At 33.1% G+C, this 20,034-nt stretch carries 9 protein-coding genes; 8 read left to right on the top strand and 1 reads right to left on the bottom strand.

Translation table 11 applies throughout. The features are described from left to right. Nucleotides 1-476 precede the first annotated feature (476 nt). Nucleotides 477-11,945 carry a non-ribosomal peptide synthetase gene (locus IJE64_RS03110; protein WP_292781891.1) on the bottom strand — a complete coding sequence of 3,823 codons (11,469 nt, stop codon included), beginning with the start codon at nucleotides 11,943-11,945 and terminating at the stop codon, nucleotides 477-479. 453 nt (nucleotides 11,946-12,398) lie between these two features. Here IJE64_RS03110 and IJE64_RS03105 point away from each other — a divergent pair, with 453 nt between their 5' ends. The 8 genes from IJE64_RS03105 to dapA all read left to right on the top strand — a co-directional run bounded on the left by IJE64_RS03105 (nucleotide 12,399) and on the right by dapA (nucleotide 20,029). Next, nucleotides 12,399-13,481, top strand: a complete 1,083-nt coding sequence (locus IJE64_RS03105; protein WP_292781889.1) for a glycosyltransferase family 4 protein — start codon at nucleotides 12,399-12,401, stop codon at nucleotides 13,479-13,481. After that, on the top strand, nucleotides 13,481-14,347 hold the full coding sequence (locus tag IJE64_RS03100; RefSeq protein WP_292781887.1) for a shikimate kinase: 867 nt from the start codon (nucleotides 13,481-13,483) through the stop codon (nucleotides 14,345-14,347). Before IJE64_RS03105 ends, IJE64_RS03100 begins: the two co-directional genes overlap by 1 nt. Further along, nucleotides 14,344-15,903 (top strand): succinylglutamate desuccinylase/aspartoacylase family protein, encoded by a 1,560-nt coding sequence (locus IJE64_RS03095; RefSeq protein ID WP_292781885.1) that lies wholly within the window; start codon nucleotides 14,344-14,346, stop codon nucleotides 15,901-15,903. Before IJE64_RS03100 ends, IJE64_RS03095 begins: the two co-directional genes overlap by 4 nt. Further along, complete coding sequence (locus tag IJE64_RS03090) at nucleotides 15,900-17,087, top strand: succinylglutamate desuccinylase/aspartoacylase family protein (RefSeq protein WP_292781883.1); 1,188 nt, start codon at nucleotides 15,900-15,902, stop codon at nucleotides 17,085-17,087. The genes IJE64_RS03095 and IJE64_RS03090 overlap by 4 nt, the downstream gene beginning before the upstream one ends. A gap of 74 nt (nucleotides 17,088-17,161) precedes the next feature. Next, nucleotides 17,162-17,503 carry a chorismate mutase gene (locus tag IJE64_RS03085; RefSeq protein ID WP_292781881.1) on the top strand — a complete coding sequence of 114 codons (342 nt, stop codon included), beginning with the start codon at nucleotides 17,162-17,164 and terminating at the stop codon, nucleotides 17,501-17,503. Then, nucleotides 17,490-17,687 (top strand): 30S ribosomal protein S17e, encoded by a 198-nt coding sequence (locus IJE64_RS03080; protein ID WP_292781879.1) that lies wholly within the window; start codon nucleotides 17,490-17,492, stop codon nucleotides 17,685-17,687. The genes IJE64_RS03085 and IJE64_RS03080 overlap by 14 nt, the downstream gene beginning before the upstream one ends. Nucleotides 17,688-17,918: 231 nt before the next feature. Further along, entirely contained in the window at nucleotides 17,919-19,139 is a 1,221-nt protein-coding gene (locus tag IJE64_RS03075) for an aspartate kinase (protein ID WP_292781877.1), read from the top strand. Then, a complete protein-coding gene (gene dapA, locus IJE64_RS03070) occupies nucleotides 19,136-20,029 on the top strand; it encodes a 4-hydroxy-tetrahydrodipicolinate synthase (RefSeq protein ID WP_292781875.1) in 894 nt (297 codons plus the stop codon). Before IJE64_RS03075 ends, dapA begins: the two co-directional genes overlap by 4 nt. The last annotated feature ends 5 nt before the right edge of the window (nucleotides 20,030-20,034 follow it).

The raw sequence follows: 20,034 nt of genomic DNA, 5'->3' as shown, positions 1-20,034 counted from the left end.
TAGCCGTAGTGCCTTATTATTTATTAATATTTATATGTAATATCCTTAAACAAACGATAATTCAAATAAAAAATAGTTTAGAAAGCTAATTCATATATGCTGTATACTTCCCTGTCTTTAATTATATTCAATGGCATGATTGTCTCCAAAATTCAAAATCCTAAAAATAAATGAAAAAACTTTTCAAAATCATATCCTTGAGATTATGCTTAATAAATTATTATTTTTTTCAAATATAAAAATTACCCGATGTGTGTTTTATTTCAACCACCACTACATTTTAACATTTATTCTGACTTCTCATACTGTTTAGAGTTCATTGATTTCAATAGGTTGGAATTTACCGAAAATTGCCCGGAAAATACTTAATTATCATTAAATCTTGGAATCTTTGACCTCTATAGGTGAGGTGGTTCAACTTAAAAACAGCCATTCAATAACTTTCAGAAAAACTAAAAATTTCAGACATCATAATCCTATTTCAAAGTGCTGCTTAAATCAGAGGACATGGATGCATTAATAATATTTGATAAAATTGATGTGTAAGTGTCTTTGAAGTCATTAATCATCTTTTGGGAATATTTGTTTGAATGTGAGATAATTAACCTGTAATCATCACCGTTTTGGTGAACTTGAACAAATAATTCCGTTACAAAATCATTGAAATCATTAAGGACTTGATTAATAATTTCTCCTGCACCCATATCATCAATATTCTCAAAACTATCAAAATCGTCTGCAATCCAGTTGGGTACAAATTGGAATGCTATATCTCTTTCAAAGTCGTATTTCGGATAAAGCAGGAAAGTTGGATAATAGCTATATCTCAATGATTTGTAAACAGTATCTGCGGCATCTCTAATAAATGAATTGATGCTTTGATCTTTGCAGTCTATAACTACCGGCACCAGGTTGGAGGTCATGGATATGAATTTCTCGTTGAATCTGTCACGTCCATTTTCATTCATTATAAATTGGGCTTTATCACCATTTACAAATTGGGACAATGCATAAGAAAATACAGCGATAAATAATACGTATTCACTAATTCCAGCATTATTTAAAAAGGATTTGAATGCCTTTTTATCAAAATCCAAATCATATGTTGACATATTATAACCTTCAGCTGAAGGATTATCTTCCAGTAAAAAGTCTACATCATCAAGATTTGACAGAATATTGTGATAAAATTCCCTTGCTTCATTGAATTTTCCGGTTCTTTTCATTTGATGAGTAAAAGCAGATGCCTTTAAAAATCCGTCATCAAAATCGATGCTTCCTCCGTCAAGAAGCGTCATGAAATCACTTTTGAATACTCCTGCTGAAACTGCATCAAAAATGAGATGATGAACCACACAAAATAAATAATAGGAATCCTCAGATTCAATAATCATGAACTTAGATAAACAATCATAGATATCGAAACTTTCAGAAAGGAAATCAATTAAAACATCCCTATCAAATTTGGATTCCACTGAAATTGGGGGTTTATTTCCTTTCACTAAATACGGATACTCTCCTTTAAACAACCTTATAAGGGTTCTAAGCATATTGTAAAGACCGCAAATATCTTTTATTCCATATCCGTTGATAATGTTCAGGAATTTTTTGGTTCCGAATTTTTTAGCAGTTCTCATTAAATCATTAAGCGCATCTCGATTAGATACATCAGTATCACTTTCATCATGCCGCTCACTCAAGCGCATGCTTAAAACCGGATGCATATTTAACATCTCATCTAATGAACTAAGTATTTTTTCAAGATCATATTTCTTAGAGATAGGAATATAACTTATTACATGATAAGCATCCGATTTATTATAACCTATTATATCTGCAATTACATCACTTTGCGCAGAATTCAAAGGACAACCATCTTCTAAAGAATAAATATCCAAATCAAATGAGTATTCAGAGATATTCTTTGCAATTGCCTCGGGAGTGCGGAAAGTGAAGATATCCGCCATAGTGACATCATCAGACTTAACATAGGATGATAACTTAGTTGCAGTCAATGAATCTCCACCTAAACGAATGAAATCATCATATATACTGACTTTTTCTAAATTTAATGCTTTTTTAAAGGCTTCGACAATTTCTTTTTCATTTTTGTTTCTTGGTGCGACATATTTATCACGTAAACTATCTATGTCAACATCGGGCAAAGCACGCTTATCAACTTTGCCGTTTACATTTAAAGGAATTTCATACAATGTTATTACATATGACGGAACCATATAATTCGGTTTGCATTTGGATACGAATTCGCGAACAGAATTATCAATGTCATCTCCGTAAAAACCGTCAGACAGTACAATATAGGCAATTAATTCATTATTTCCATTATTTGAAGTGATTTGGACTGTAACATCTTTAATATAATCCATGTCTCTTATTGCAGATTCAACCTCTGTCAGTTCCACACGGTTTCCTCTGATTTTAACTTGGCTGTCACGACGGCCAACAATGCCCAATGACCCATCAGGCAATAACCGAACCATATCTCCCGTGCGATACAATATGCTGTAGCCTTCTTTATCATCAAATGGATTGTTGATGAATGCTTTGGCGTTTTCTTCTGGGCGGTTTAGGTATCCGTCGGCAATTTGGTAACCTGCTAAGCATAATTCACCAACAGCACCGACAGGAACACGTCTGAAATTATCATCCAAAATATACGCGCGAGTATTTTCGTTTAGCATGCCTGCTGAAGACCCATCCTTTTTATCGTCATTGTCGATAGAAGATATGAATGCAAATGTTTCGGTTGGACCGTATGCATCAATTAAACGATAATCTTTTGGACTTTCGAATTTACCTAACTTCTCACCGCCTACTGATAAAATCCTTAATGAGGTATTGTCAATTTGCTCCATGAACAGTTTAGCGACCTGTGTGGAAATAAAAGTATGGGTAACATTCTGTTTAATGAAATGTTCATTCAACTTAGTAATATTAAATTTAATATCCTCAGGAATTACAGTTAAAGAAGCTCCGGCATATGTTGTTTGAAGGATTGCTTGAGATCCGGCGTCAAATCCGATATTTGAATATAAAGCATAAACATCATTCCGACCAAAATCATATGTGTCACAGTATGTTTGTGAAAGATTTAAAATAGCTTTGCGTGTTATTCTAACTCCTTTAGGAATGCCTGTAGTGCCGCTGGTGTATAAGATACAGGCCAAATCGCTATAAGTAACATCCAACTTAGAAGAAGTTCCAATATTTTCTTTGATAATGTTTGAAATATTTAGAAGTCTGTTTTCCTCTGATAGATTTTTAGCACGATTGTAAGTATCATCACAGACAATAACAACTTCAGCATCAGCATCATCCATCATGAACTTTATGCGTTCATCCGGAAGGGCATCATCCAAAGGAACGTATGTTGCTCCGGTGGATAGAATTCCTAAAATGGTGAACAGGTATAATTCTGATCTCTCAACTAAAAATGCAACATTGTCATTTTTATTAATGCCCATCTTCTTCAAATCGTTTGCTATTTTATTGGCGATGAATGCACTTTCATCATATGTATAACTATTATTTTTATAGGTTACCAGGCTGTTTTTTGGGTATCTGGCAAGATTGTCATTGAATGCATCCAAAATATCACAATACTTTAAAGGACATTGTGTTTTATTATAACTGTCTAAAAGTTCAATGTCTTCATTGGAGATATAACTGATGTCCTCTAGTTTTTCTTTTTCTAAAAATTGGACCAACACCTCTTTGAATGCTTTAACGAATTGTTTTGCTGTATGTTGGCTGAATTTATCTAAATGGCTTACAGTCACGACAAATCCGTCTTCCAGGTCATTGACGACACATAAGAAATCGCTAATGCCGTCAGCATCATCACTTGCCACCAAATCATTGCCAATATCGAAATCATTCAAATCATGATTATACTCAAATGCAACATCGATACTTAAATTGTATTCTTTTGCAAGCAATCTAAATGGATATATGCTGTTTGTCATTGAGTTTAAGATTAAATCAGACATATTGGTCAAGTAATCATTAATCGATTTATTTTCACAATTTGCAATGATTGGTATTGTTCGCACAAACATTCCAATTGCATTTTGTGAGTAATCTTCATGCCGGCCATGTTCAGTAAAGTTATAGTAAACCTTGTTGCCACCTATGAAACGTGAATATGTATATGCAAATGCAGCATTCAATAAACTGCCAACACTAATGCCAATATTTTCCGTAAATGTTTCAATATCATCACGAACGCCCCTAATAGGAAGACTAACACTACCTTTATCTCCATCAAGGTCACTTAAAAGATGTTGGATTTCATCAATGTCGGCAAATTCATCATGGAAGAATTTCTGAGAGGATTCATATTTATGATTGTAGTGGGATTCAAATGAATTTCGGCTGGCATAAGCAAAGCCCAAATCCACATTATCATCTAATTTGCCCAATAAAGCTTGCCGTAATTCTTTATTAATGATTGTACAGCTGGTTGCATCACTAATGATATGGTGCATATCATAAAATACAAATTTCTTTTGCTCATTATCTAAGATGTAAAAACGCGCTAAGAATTTATCTAAATCGAATGCTTTGATTAGATTTGAATAATCTGTCGTATTGATTATTTCAATTGTTGGATAGCTGTCACAAATTAAAAGAGGCAGGTTTTCAGTGTCTAAAATTCGGCCTTTTAAGATGGGATGCCTATTAATTAAAGCATGAATGGCATCTTTAATGTTCTCAGTCGTATATTTGGCATCATATTCGAAAATTCCATGTGCTGAATATGCAGTATCTTTTTCATGCACTTTTTCATCCAGATAAATGCCCAATTGAGACTCAGACAAACAACAAACAATGTTATTGTCCTTGAATGTATAATTGCCAAGGAATTTCAATTCAGATTCGATATTTTTAATGAAAACATTGAAATCATTGCCTATGTAAGTATTATCTGCATAATCCCCACTAACCATATACGAATCAGCATTGCGAGCAATATTGAATGTGATACCATAAGAGGTAGGGTCTTGTTTAATGTTTATTTCCTCATTAGAAGCCGATTTTGGAATGTATGATTCAAATAGTTCGTTTTCGAATGCAAATTCGCTGCTTAGGAAATTGAAGGTTACTGGGCAGTGCTTGAATTCTAATTCTTTTGTTGTGTAGATTAAGGAGGAATAATTCAAACCTAAATTTTTAACGTCTCTGAGTGCTGTTTTGATGTTGTAGACATCGTTCATTATGGAAATGTTGTCATTTTTGTTGTTTGTGTTGATTAGTATTGGGTATTGGCTTGTGAACCATCCTATTGTTCTGTTAAGTTTTGCAATACTCTCATCACGGCCATGGCTCTCACGGTTTAATATTAACTCTTTTCCATATGTCTTTTTATATGCTCTTGCGATTGCTAAGGCCCAATATTCCTCTTCAGACAACATCAAAAGATTATCCGCATCATAATTCACATCAAAATCTAACGCAAATGGTTTATTATCTCCTTTGATAGTAGAATCATCAATTTGTCGGTTTAATTTTGTCCAGTGCTGTTTTTCTTCATAACTGATATTTTCAGCCAAATATCTAACATCTTCCACCCAATTTTTATAAGGATACGGCCTTAAAAGTTCAATTTCTTTTCCTTGTTTTAAATTGGTGTAGATGTGGGTTAGATCTGTGATTAGAATGTTCCAGCTTACTCCGTCTATGATTAAATGATGGATGATGAACATGAGGTAGGATTCGTTATTGTGATGGATTAAATTGATTTCAATTAACTTATTCTTTATGCTAAGTGATTTGAATGATTTTATATAGATTGCTTTCAGTGATTCTTCAAGATTCTCGGTGATATTATGTTCACCTATTTCACGGATTTGGGTATTCACGGGCAATATTTCCTGTATTACTTTTCCATTTTCATCATAGCTGTATTTTGTACGAAGCATGTCATGAACATTGCATAATTCATCAAAAGATTCTTGTAATGTATTTATATCTATTTTTTCTGAGGATTTTAAGATAAAGTGTTGTGAAAATTCATCCTCGTTAATTTGATCAAAGAAATACTCCTGAATAGGAAGCAAATCCATAATTCCCTCTACTGCATCGTATGCAACTTTCTCTATGCTGCCAACATTTTGAGCAATCAAATATGGAGTTTTATAATTCAATATATCTCCAGCACCACAGTTAATGTCATTTTTCTCCAAGAGTGAAACAACACGAATGGCAGTGATGGAATCTCCGCCAAGACGAACAAAGTCATCGTTTAATCCAATGTCTTTTTGATTAAATACAATCTCAAATGCATTGGCTATTTGTTTTTCAATTTCATTATTTGGAGCAACATACTCCACACGCAAACTGTCCAAATCAACTTCAGGCAGATGCCTATAATCGATTTTACCATTGATATTAAGAGGGATACTGTCCAAACGGACAACAAATGAAGGAATCATATAACCTGGTTTAAATTGAGCAACATAATCACGAACATGCTCTTTTAGAGTTTCATCATCAGATTCATCAGATGCTACAACATAAGCCACCAATTCATAATTATCCATATGTTTGATAGTTTGAACTGTCACATCCGTAATATAATCAATTTCACGAATTACCGATTCAATTTCTGATAATTCTACACGATTTCCACTGATTTTAACTTGACTGTCACGACGACCAACAAGACCCAAAGACCCATCAGGCAATAAACGCACCATATCGCCAGTACGATACAAAACACCATAATCAACACTATCATCAAATGGATTTTCAATAAATGATTTGATATTTTCTTCTTCACGATTTAGATATCCATCAGCTATTTGATAACCTGCCAAATACAATTCACCGACAGCACCAATTGGCACTTGTCTAAATTCATTATCTAAAATATAAGTTTTTGTATTGTAATTTAGGAATCCTACTGAGGACGAATCAATTTTTTTAGAATTGTCAATTGATGAGATAAAAGCAAATGCTTCAGTAGGTCCAAATTCATCAATTAACATATGATTTAAAGGATTTTCAAACTCACCTAATTTTTCACCACCAATTGATAAACTCTTTAAAGAAGTATCCTCAACAGTTTGCATGAAAAGTTTAGCTACTTGAGTAGGAATTGCAGAGTATGTGACATTATACTTTAAGAAATAATCATTCATCCTTATCATATCTAATTTAATGTCATCTGGAATAATAACCAGAGAAGCACCTGCATAAATAGTTTTGAATATTGATTGAGAAGCTGCATCAAAACCAATGGAAGGATACAAACCACACACATCTAAATTATCAAAAGGATAATCCTCAGCAAAATAATTTGATAAATTAATTACAGATTTGCGGGTAATTTTTACACCTTTAGGAACGCCAGTAGTACCACTAGTGTATAAAATACAAGCTAAATCACTATAAACAACAGGCAAACAAGACAATATACCAATTTCATCATTGACAATCTCAGAAATATTTAAAGTAATACAATTACCACCCAAATTAAATGCACGTTCACTAGTTTCATCACTAACAATAACAACCTTAGAGTTAGTATCCCTCAACATAAAACTTAAACGCTCATCAGGCAAACTATCATCCAAAGGAACATAAACCGCTCCGGCAGACAGAATACCTAAAATGCTGAAAATGTATAATTCAGATCTTTCAACTAAAAATGCGACATTTTCCCCTTTTCCAACACCAAAACTTCTTAAACTGTCGGCTATCTTATCGGCTATGAAAGCGCCTTCATCATAACTGTAAACATTATCATTGTAACTTACAAGATTGTTTTTAGGATATTTGGCAAGATTGTCATTAAAAGCATCCAAAATATCCTCATAAATCAAGGAATGTCCAGTCTGATTATAACTGTCTAAAAGCTCAAAATCAACACCTGCAGTATAATTGATGTCTTTTAATTCTTCAACTTCAATTATATCCTGCAGAATTAGCTTATAAGATTCAACAAAATGCTCAATGAAATCTTTAGAATATAATGATGAATATAAAGTCCTAATCATTAATCTATCTTCGCCAGCGTTGAAAATAGATAAAGATAAATCTGCATTCAAATCATGTTCCAATTCTTCAATACCATATTTTGAATCTTCTTTATTTAGCATGTCATTAAAAAGATCATGGGAATATTGGAATAAGATATTTGAATTTAAATCATATTCACTAGCCAAAAGACGGAAAGGATACAAATCATATTTCATTACAGAATTAATCAAAGTGGAAGAATAATCTAAAAAAGAATCAACATTCTGATTTGTGCAGTCCAATAGGACGGGCAATGTTTTAACGAACATTCCTACAGACTCTGACAAATCAATATTGCCTCTGCCGTCATCTATAATATTGAAAAGAACCTTATTCGAACCGCTGAATCTTGATAAGGCATATGCAAAAACGCTAGCGAAGAACTGATTATGTGTAATGGAATGCTTTTGTAAGAATGAATTTAAATATTCCGCATCCAGCTCTATTGTATCTACCAATTCAAATTCATCTTCACTGCTTTTTAGAGAAGGCAGTAAATCATAAACCTCATCATTATCAGCCAGCATTTCATCAAAGAATTCATGGGCATTATCCATATAATTTGAATCGATATTTTCTTCAAATAAAACCTGTTTTAACACCCCATAATCAACAAAATCAACATCTTCTCCATTCAAAATCGAAAACAGGACATCTAGTAAGATGTTCAATGATGTGCCGTCAAAAATCAAATGATGGAAATCAGCGCATAATATAACAGATTGCTTATTTTCAACAATTAAAAATCTGGATAAATATTTGTCGAATTCAAAGGATTTGACAAAAGAGTTAATGTCATTCAGATGTCCTTCATTAATTTCAGGTTCTGCATCAAATGCAAAGGACAGAATTCCATCATCGCTAAAGACACGAGCTTTTAAAATAGGAAATACTTCAAACAATTTAATTAATGCATTTTTAAGTTCACTAACGGAATAATTGTCTTTTAACTTTATTTTAAATGGATTGTTGTATGCTGTGCCCATATCATTTACACTTTCATCAAGATAAACGTTTAATTGTGATTCTGATAGAGGACATGGTTCATCAAACAGATATTTGTCTTCATAAAGAGCCGAATGAATATTCATATTATATTTAATATGATTGCTGATGTCTTTTGGTGTGGAAAGACTTATTATTTCATTTGAGGATAAATTAACGCCCAATTTTTCTTTCAATAATAATTGTAATTTCATTGCAGACAATGAATTGCCCCCTCTGCCAACAAAATCATCATCAATGAAAACAGAATCAATATTTAAAACCTCTTTAAATGCATTAACAACATGGCTGATAACTTCATCAGTTATTTCAATGTTATCATTATCTAAAGCTGTTTTTAATGAAGATTTATCGATTTTTCCATTGAGATTTAATGGAATTTCATCCAATTCAATGAAAAGGGAAGGAATCATGTAACTAGGCAAATTATCTTCTAAATTTTCTTTAACTTCATTTATGTCCAACTCGGCATTTGTTGTATAGTATGCAATCAGGTTGTCATTATCAACATCCAAATAAACGTCTGAAATTTCTTTAAATTTCTTCATTATGATAAGAATTTCATTTGATTCGACACGAAAACCTCTGACAGACAACTGATCGTCTTCACGTCCAATAATTTCAATTTCTCCCTCCGGATTGTAAAATCCTATATCTCCGGTACGATACATTATTCCATTACTTTCACTGTCAGCGATTGGATTGTCTACAAAAAATTGATTTGTTAATTCAGGATTATTGTAATATCCTGAACTTACAATTTCACCGGAAACACATAACTCTCCTGGAACTCCAATAGGCATTATATTACTATTTTCATCTAAAACATAAACCCATGTGTTAGCAACAGGCTTACCAACGGGCACACGATTATCTTTAACATCATTCAAATTATAAATTTTACTAATTGTTAAAATCAATTCTGTTGTGCCATAAAAATTAACTAATTTGGTATGTCTGTCCCGTTTACTTAGTTCATTTAATTTTGCACCTGCCAAAATAAGATAGTCCAATTTCAAATCTTCATTGTCATAAATAGGAACGCCGATGGTCGGAGGTAAAATCAAATTATTCATTGGTGTTTCTTTAAGGGCTTCTATTATCAATAAGCTGTTTTTCTGCTCATTTTCATTGAATATCCTGACACATCCCCCCAATGCCAATACAACATAAGCCATATATGATGCAATAAAACTGAAACTTACATAACATCCGGCAGTCTCGCCACATGAAAAAGAAAAGAGGTGTTTAAAAGCAATACTTAAACTACCCATCTGATAATTGGAAACCATCACTCCCTTTGGAAGACCTGTAGTTCCTGATGTGAACATTATAGAAAATAAATCCTCGCTTCTAGAGATTATATCAACATCAGCATCATCATCATAATTTAAGTCTTCAATGCAAACCACATTTAGATTAAAATCAGATTTATTTGCAATATCTTCAGTAGTGACAATGCACACGGATTCAGAAATCTCCAACATGTGCTCAATACGTTTAATCGGATATGTAAGATCTATTGGGACGAATGTGGCTCCAATTTTATTTAAAGCTAAAACCAATTCAAGAAAATGATAATTGCGAGGCAATAATAAAGCAACATGACTTCCTAAAGAAATATTGTAATTCTCAAATAAATCATTTGCAATTGAATTGCTTGATTTTTCCAGCTCACCATAGCTTATCCGATCAACACCGTCATCAACAGCAATAATATCTGGATTACTGATTGCAATATGGCGGAAATATTTGCTGAGTATAAACTCTTTGTCAATATCATCTTCAATTCCCTTATAAAAATCAAGAAGTAACTTTTTTTCATCCTCTGAAAGGATATCAATATCACTTGTTGCGGCATTAGGAGAATTTAAAACATTATCAATCAAACTTTCAATATTTTTTGCCATACGCCCAATATATTCATCTGAAAACAGGTCTGAATTGTAAAGCAATTCCAATGAGTTTTCATAAATGTTCAATGTTAAAGCTGAATCCTCTCCATTATAAACACTAATGTTTTCATTTAAATCATAAAAATCATAAATTGTATAATAAGAGACATTTTCACCCAAATAATTGTCAACATCAACTTTAGTATTATCAACAGCATTTTTTAAAGCTGATTCGAATTCATCCAACAAATCATCGAATGAATCATGGTCATTTACATCAACTTTAAAAAGAGTATTTTTATCAAATATCTGTAAATCAGTTTTTCGGGGGACAATAGTTTTTAATAAACATCCGTCCAGTCTGTCAATGCGGGACAAGTATAGTGAGAATATGCTTCCATAAAAATCAAATAAAGTACAATCATGATTTTTAATGAATCTGGAAACGGAATTCATATCAGGATTAATTTTTTGGCTCTTATAATGGTCATGTTTTATGTTGTAGAATTTGATATGCTTGCTAGAGTTTAGGACGTAGTTTTTCCAATAACGGGATTCATTTTCAAAATCGGAAGATTTTAGGTAAACTTGAACATCCTTATAATATGAATCCAGATTGAATTTTGGAGGAGATTTTTCAGAATTATCAAATAATTCATAGAAATCATTTATTGAGGAATAGTCGAATATTAGTGAGTTGATGTTTGCTAAAATTGTAAAATTTTCATTGTTTTTCAATACTAGAAATCTGTAAAGTGGAACATCAATAATATCATCAAATGTAAAATCAAAAAATGAATCTATAATTTCCTCAACAGAGGTTTCTTTTAAATTGGAAACATCCTTAATCTGATAATCGACTTCCTCATCGATTAGGATTGCATTAGAATTTTCATCAATCCTCCAATTCAAAATGTTTTTTGCCTTGTTAAAGGCATTTTCTATTGAATTCTCATTAACATCAACATTCAATATAAATTTAACATCTTGATAATAATTCAATATATGGCCTCCGCTTCAAGCTTTAAAGTATTTTTTGTGCAATAGTATTATTCCAATTAAAAACACGAGAAATTTTGTTATTAATTAACATTCAAATTATATTATAATATTTCGTTATAATATCCATATATAGTTATGATATAATGTTAATGTTATCAAAATAAGAAGTAATCAATAATGAGGGTGGATAAACATGAATTTAAGTAGTGTTTATTTAAGAATCACTTCAGTTTTTCCCCTATGTTTATGGGGTTCTTCCATTTTTCCAAGGGGTGAGGACAGTGGAGTTAATTTTTTCACGATTTGAACATATTGGTTAAATATTACGAGATTTATTCTCTGCATAAGACATTAAACTTGACTTTTTTTATTAAAGAATTTTTCTAATTTTCGGATATTTATTTAAACAATAACATCACTAAATAATAATATAATTAGTGGAGATTTTAATTTATGAAAATAGCTATGGTTGGCCAGTTCCCGCCTCATGTGGGTGGTGTAGGTGTTCATATTCATACTTTATCAAAGGAACTTGTAAAGCAGGGACATGAGGTTTATGTAATCACATATCCCCATAAGAATATTGAAGATATTGATGGGATACATGTGATTGGAACTAAAGGACTAAACATTCCCGGCGTCAGAGGTTTAATGTTTAAAAAGAATGCTAAAAAAGCATTAGAAAACCTTCTGGAAAAAGTTGACATTGACATCATTCATGGTCATTACCTGTTCCCTGCAGGAGCTGCTGCTGTTGAAGTTGGAAATGAGCATGACATAAAAACTTATGTTACTGCACATGGATCTGAAATGTTTGAAGTATACAAGAAACAACCATTGATGCGTTCCACTATTAAAAATGTATTAAAAAAAGCAGATCGCGTTTTTGCGGTAAGCAATGCTTTAAAACATGAAATTATTGCCACTGGTGTTACCGGCATTTCCGATAAAACTTCAATTTGTTGGAACTCCGTTGACATTGATAAGTTTTCTTTAAAGGAGAATGATTCTTTCAAACAAGAAAACAAATTGGTCGACAAGCCTATCGTGCTTTTCGTAGGTAATCTGATTAGAAGGAAAAATGTCGAGTCTTTGATTGAAGCTAAAAAGATTGCAAACAGTGATTATTATCTGGTCATTGTAGGTGATGGGCCTTTATATAAAAAGCTTAACAAGAAAGTTGAGGACGAAAACGTCCGTGATGTGATATTCACAGGGTCTAGAAATGATGTGGAAAACATTATTCCTAGTTGTGATGTTTTGGTACTACCTTCCTTTTCTGAAAGTTTTGGCATAGTTTTAATTGAAGCTTTAGCATGCGGTAAACCTGTAATCGGTAGTGATGTGGGAGGAATAACCGAAATTATTAATGAAGATGTGGGTCTTTTAATCAATCCTAACAAAGTTTCTTCAATTGCAAGCGCAATCGATAAGGTAATTAATGATGAGGAGTATAGGGTGGCTTTATCATTAAATGCAAGAAGCAGGGCCAAGATATTTTCAAAAGTGGATATTCCTTATGATGAGGTTAAATAATGAAAAAAGCTGTGAGGTCTCCAGGTTCGGCAACAATCATTAATGCTATTGCAACTGGCTTTGGTTCAGCATTCGGCATTGGTTTGGATATTAGATGCATTGCCAAATCAACAAGTAATTCGATTACTTGCTCCAATGATGTTGGAGCAGATACTGGATTAATGCATTTGTGTGCCGAAAAGGTGTTCAAGCATTATAATATTGATAAAAATGAATTTGGAGTTGATTTGAAAACACAATCTAGTTTACCGATGGCATCTGGACTGTCAAGCAGCAGCGCCTCATCTAATGCAATCGTTAAAGTTGTATCTTCAATAATCAGCGAGGAATTTGATTTAGCTCCTCTTGATGATTTGGAAACAATTAACATGGCAATTGATGCATCGCTGGATGCGGGAGTTACAATAACCGGCTCTTTTGATGATGCAACAGCTTCCTATTTCGGAGGGGTTGTAGTGACCGATAATAAAAACAGGGAGTTCATTGTAAAAGAAAAAATGGAAGAACATCCTATTTTAGTATATATGCCTAATTTCTATTCGAAATCAGGTGATTCAGACCCTGAAAGAATGAAATTGTTAGCGCCTCTGGTTGAAACCGCTTTTGAATTTGCAAAGCAAAAAAATTATTTTAAAGCATTAAATTTAAATGGATTAATTTATTCCGCAACTTTAGGATTTGATTCAACAATAGCTGTTGATGCCCTTCAATCAGGAGCTATTGCTTCCGGATTATCTGGTACTGGCTCTTCATTTGTTGCAATCGTTGATGAAGAGTCAATTGATGATGTTAAAGAATGTTGGAGTAAATATGATGGAAAAATTATAGAAACAAATGTTGACAATAAAGGTTGTGTGATGATATGAAACGTTTGATGATATTAATGTTAATATTATTTGTTAGTATTTCATCTGTTTCAGCATCAGATAATTTCACTGATTCTGTAATGGAAAGTACTAATGATGATATTTTCTGTGATGATGGTGACATCAGCACAATTATTTCTGATTCTAATGAAACTACTGATGTAGATGATAATTCTACTGGGGGTAATTCTACTTCTGGTAATGTGACTGAGGGTAATTTCAATGATGATAATTCTACTTCTGGTAATGTGACTGAGGGTAATTTCAATGATGATAATTCTACTTCTGGTAATGTGACTGAGGGTAATTCTACTGAGGGTAATTCCACACAAAATATAACTATTCAAGCTGATGATTATGCTTGTTATTATAATGCAAACCCAGTTTATACCTTTAAACTTCTGGACTCAAATGGTAAGGGGGTTTCAGTTGATGACGTTACAGTAATACTTAACAGTATAGCTTATTCAATCAGCACTGATGAAAATGGAAAGGGTAAATTGCCTATTCGTTTAGGTGCAGGCGATTATCAAATTTTCATCGAATACGGCAATGCTTCAGTTACACGGAATATTACTTTATATTCATATAAAATTACTTCTTCTGGAGACATAAAAGTTAAATACGGTACTTGGGCGAAATACACTATTAAGGTCTTGGATAATGATGGAAATCCAATTTCAGGAGCTAATGTGAAATTCACAGTTGGAGATAGAGTATATAATAATCGAACTGATGCTAAAGGTTATGCTGCCTTGTATCTGAATTATGACTCTGGAAAATACATGATTAGCTATTCTCTTGATGATATGCGCGGTCAAAACAAATACACTGTCACCAATAAAATCACAATGAAAATTTTATATTGGGGCCTTAAGGGAGATGTTACTAAAGCGCCGCTAATCAAAAAGTACATGCCTAATAATTACTGGGTTAAACAAGCTGTAGCGGCAACCAAAAAAGGCATTCCTTTATTGACAGTTAAAGGAGGGTCAGGTAAAGTTGTCTTCTTGACTGCAGGCGTTCACGGTAATGAGTTGTCTTCCCAAGTAGCTGCAATGAAATTGATTAAATATATGACTGAGAATCCGATTAACGGAACTGTTTACATTATTCCTTTCGTTAATGTAAAAGCAATCTCCAAAAAGGTTAGGTTCACAGATAAGGATTTCAATCGTGTAGCCGCTAATCCTGGAACTGTCTCTAATAAGATTGTGAATATGGTGGTAAAACTTAAATGTGATTCATATGGGGATTTCCACACAACAAAGCCTGGCGGAGCACCGGGTCAAAATATCGTGATGGGATCAAGAAGCCCTGCAAAAGATTGTGAAGCGCTAACCGAGTATATCTATAAAAATTGTAATGTAAATAAACGGCTGTACAAATATGCAGGTCAGGAATATCCTGGTGCATTAGCGGACAATGTTAATAAAAAAGGCATTCCAGCCGTAATTTGTGAAGTAGTCCTTCCACATAATACAGTGACAACAAAATCAGTAAATATTTCTCTAAACATGATGAAACATTTATTGAAATTTAATTCGATAATATGAAGAGATACTACTTCATAATTTTTTTATTTTTTTTAGTCATATCACTATCGGCGGTCAATGCCAGTGATGTAAATCCTGATTCATGCAATTCCACATTAGCTGCAGCTAACGATTCGGTTTCCAGTTCAATTGAAATTCCAGACAATGATTTGAAAGCTTCAAGCAGTTATTATAATTTATCCGGTTCTTCAACAGATAAAAAAACCAACAATGCGGTTTCAAAAATTTCTGCAAAAGATGTCACAGCCACCTATGGAAATCCAACCAAATTCCAAGTCACGGTTTTAGATAAGAAAGGAAAAGCAATAGAAAACCAGTCAGTTAAATTTAAAGTGAATAACAAGGTTTACAATGTTTTTACAAACTCTAGTGGTGTAGCTAAGATATACCTAAACTTGAGCGCTGGAAATTATCCAGTGACTTATTCTTCTGGGGGAATTTCCGGCAAGAAGAATTTCAAAGTCAAAAACGCTTATTCCTATATAAATTATAAGTGGAATTCCGGTGGGGTTGTCACTAAAAATAAAAAAATAAAAGCCAATCTTCCAGATTCTGCTTTAGTTAGAAAAATGGTTTATCTTGCAAAATCAGGAACTCCTGTCGTTAAGTTTCAGGGCGGAAACGGAAAAGTCGTTTTCATCACTGCAGGAGTTCATGGAAATGAGTTGTCCTCACAGATTGCAGCATTAAAACTAATTAAACATTTGGAATCCAATCCAATTAATGGAACTGTTTACATAATGCCGTTCATGCATCCAAAAGCCACTGAAAAAAATGTCAGAGATTATAATATTAAATTAAATAGGAATGCAAATGTGAAAGGAACAATCTCGTATAAGACAGTGCAATTGATTGTTAAATATAAATGTGATGCTTATGGCGATTTCCACTGCACCAAGCCTGGAGGCGTTCCCGGAAAGAATGTTGCCATGGGAACATATAACCCGACTGGCGAAAGTGCAACCATTGCAAAATATATTGCTAAAAAAAGCAATGTAAAATGCTTGATATACAATGAAGCAGGGGTGGAATATCCTGGAGCTTTGGAGGATGTTGTTAGTCTGAAAGGCATTCCAGCAGTAACTTGCGAAGTTATAGCCCCTCGCGGTACTATAGTTTCAGGGTCAGTTTCAAAATCGCTATCTATGATGAAATCACTTTTAAATTATTGTTCCATTCTTTGATTGGAAACATATAGTTTATATACTATGATGCTAATAAATTATATTATTATCATTGTTATCAATTTGGTGATTTTTTGACAAGTGATTATGAGATTAAATCTATTAGCAATAAGCAGGAAGCTGAGGAACTTCTCGAAAAATCCCGAAATCGCATTGATGAAATTGATAATGAATTATTTGATTTGATTTATCAAAGAACAGCTTTAGCACAAGATATTGCACTTTCTAAAGAGTATCTCGGTATGCCTATTTTTGATGAAAGTAGGGAGGATATAGTTCATGAGAAAATAGATACTCTTTGTAGAGAATTGGGTCTTGATGTTGATATTATTGATCAAATAGTGGACATGCTGACTATTTTAAATAAAAATGAGCAAGAAAAAATTTTAAGGAGGAATGTTGATGGGCAATATTAGAACTTCATTTGTTAAACGTTTAGCAAAAGAACTTATTGAAACTCACAAAGGAGTTTTCACCACTGATTTTGAGGAAAATAAAAAATTAGTACAAGAATACTCTACTGTAAGTACTAAACATTTAAGAAATAAAATTGCAGGATATGTTACAAGGCTTGTAAGGATTGAACAAACCCAAGAATAAGCTTTTTTCATATTTTCTTACTACTTTTTTTTATTAAAATTTTTTAATCTGTTTTTGGAAATTTCTTTTTTTGTATAAATTTTTTAATTTTAATTTTTCAGTATTTTCATTTTAATAGGCATTATTTTAATTAAAGTATATTAATATGATTAGATATAAATATAAATTAATATTTTTGTAAACTCAAAAATATGGGAAACTTTTAATAGTTTTTATGAAATAGGTGAATTTATGGATTTAATAGTAGCGAAATTCGGTGGAACCTCGGTAGGAGACGGTTCCAGAATTAAAAAAGCGGCGCAGTCCGTTGTAAATGAGTATATGAAAGGCAATCAGGTAGTAGTTGTAGTTTCTGCAGTTAACAAGACTACTGACGAGTTAATTGGTCTATCCAATGACGCAATTGGAACTGGATTAACAGACAAGCAGAAGGCAGAGATTATGGCTATGGGTGAATTAACTAGTGCTAGATTATTCTCAGCAACTATTGAATCTTTAGGCGTAAAATCCGAATTTATTGATCCTTATAATGAATTATGGCCGATTGTAACTGATTCTAATTCTCTTGAAGCTAAAATTGATTTTAACACAACTAACAAGAAAATCAACGGTATTGAAAGTCTTGTAAATCAAGGTATTATTCCAGTCATTTGTGGATTTTTAGGAAAAGGACCTAGTGGAGAAATCACCACTTTAGGAAGAGGCGGAAGTGATATTTCAGCATTTTTAATTGGACATTGTTTAAATGCAAATGAAGTTGTAATTGTCACTGATGTAGATGGCGTAATGTCAACTGACCCTAATAAAATCGAGGAAGCGGAATTATTGGAGGAGATAACAGTTGAAGAAATGAGAGATTTAGCTACTCATGGTGCACAAGTCTTACATCCCCATGCATTAAAATATAAAGATCCATTAATCAGTGCAAAAATTATCAATTTCGCTCATGGCGATTTAAAAGCTAAGGGTACCCGTATTACCGGACCCTTTGAAGGAGATATTTTAAAATCCGTATCCCTTTACAAGGATCCTATTTCACTTATTGTTCTTGTTGGAGAAGCAATGCTTAAAAAAGTAGGGCTGCTGGCCGATTTAACCGGTTGTCTTGCTAAAAATGATATTAATATTTTTGGAATTTCTGCAGGTCAAAATTCAATCACAACATTTGTTAATAAGAAGGATGCAGAACAGGCATATCATATTTTACATAATTTAGTGGTTGAAACTGAAGTATTAAGTTCTCTCTCTTTAGGTAGAGACACAGCAATGATTACTTTGGTCAGTCCTGACATTATTGAAACTCCAGGTATTATCTCAGGCATTACCGAACCACTTAGAAAAAATAACATTAATATAGTTGAAATTACTTCCTCTCAAACAGCAGTCGTATTATTTGTTGATTGGAAAGATGGTAAAAGAGCATGCAAATTAGTTAATGAGGTTTTAGAATGAAATTTGAAGGAACTTACGTTGCAATGGTAACTCCATTTGATAAAGAAAAAAATATCGATGAAGAAGGTTTTAGGTCAAACATTAATTATTTAATTGATCAAGGTGTTGACGGTTTAGTTGGTGCAGGAACCACGGGCGAATCAGCCACTATTTCTCATGATGAGCATCAAAGGATAATTGAAATTTTAGTCGATGAAGTTGATGGCAGAGTCCAGACTATTGCCGGAACAGGCAGCAATGCCACATCAGAAGCATTGTCCTTGACTAAATTTTCCGTTGATGCTGGTGCTGATGCTGCATTGTTAATCACTCCATATTACAATAAACCGCAACAGCACGCATTAGTGGAACATTACAGCACAATTGCTGAGAAATGTGATATTCCTCTCATAGCATACAACGTTCCATCACGTACCGGCTCTGACATTGCAGTAGAAACTGCAGTCGAATTGGCTAAAGTTGATGGTGTCGAAGCTATTAAAGAGGCTAGCGGTAGCGTTGATAAGGTATCTGATATTTACCAGGCACTTTCCCGTGAAAATCTTGAGGATGACTTCAACATCCTTTCCGGTGAAGACTCATTAACATTGCCGATAATGGCTGTTGGCGGAACTGGTGTAATCAGTGCATCTGCAAATATTGATGCAAAAAGAATGTCCCTAATGGTTAACAGTATTTTAAATGATGATTATACAAGAGCATTCGAACTTCACTATGAGATGCTCGATATTATAAGGGCCCTGTTTATAGAAAGCAATCCTGTCCCTGTAAAAACTGCAATGAATCTGATGGGACTTCCTGCAGGACCTCTCAGACAACCATTATGTGAAATGAAAGAAGAAAACTTAGAAGTTCTTAAAAAAGCGTTAAAAGATTCTGATTTAATTTAAGTTGG

The sequence above is a fragment of the Methanobrevibacter sp. genome (genome assembly GCF_017409525.1).
Lineage (GTDB): Archaea > Methanobacteriota > Methanobacteria > Methanobacteriales > Methanobacteriaceae > Methanocatella.
This window is presented reverse-complemented; position numbering and strand designations above follow the sequence as displayed.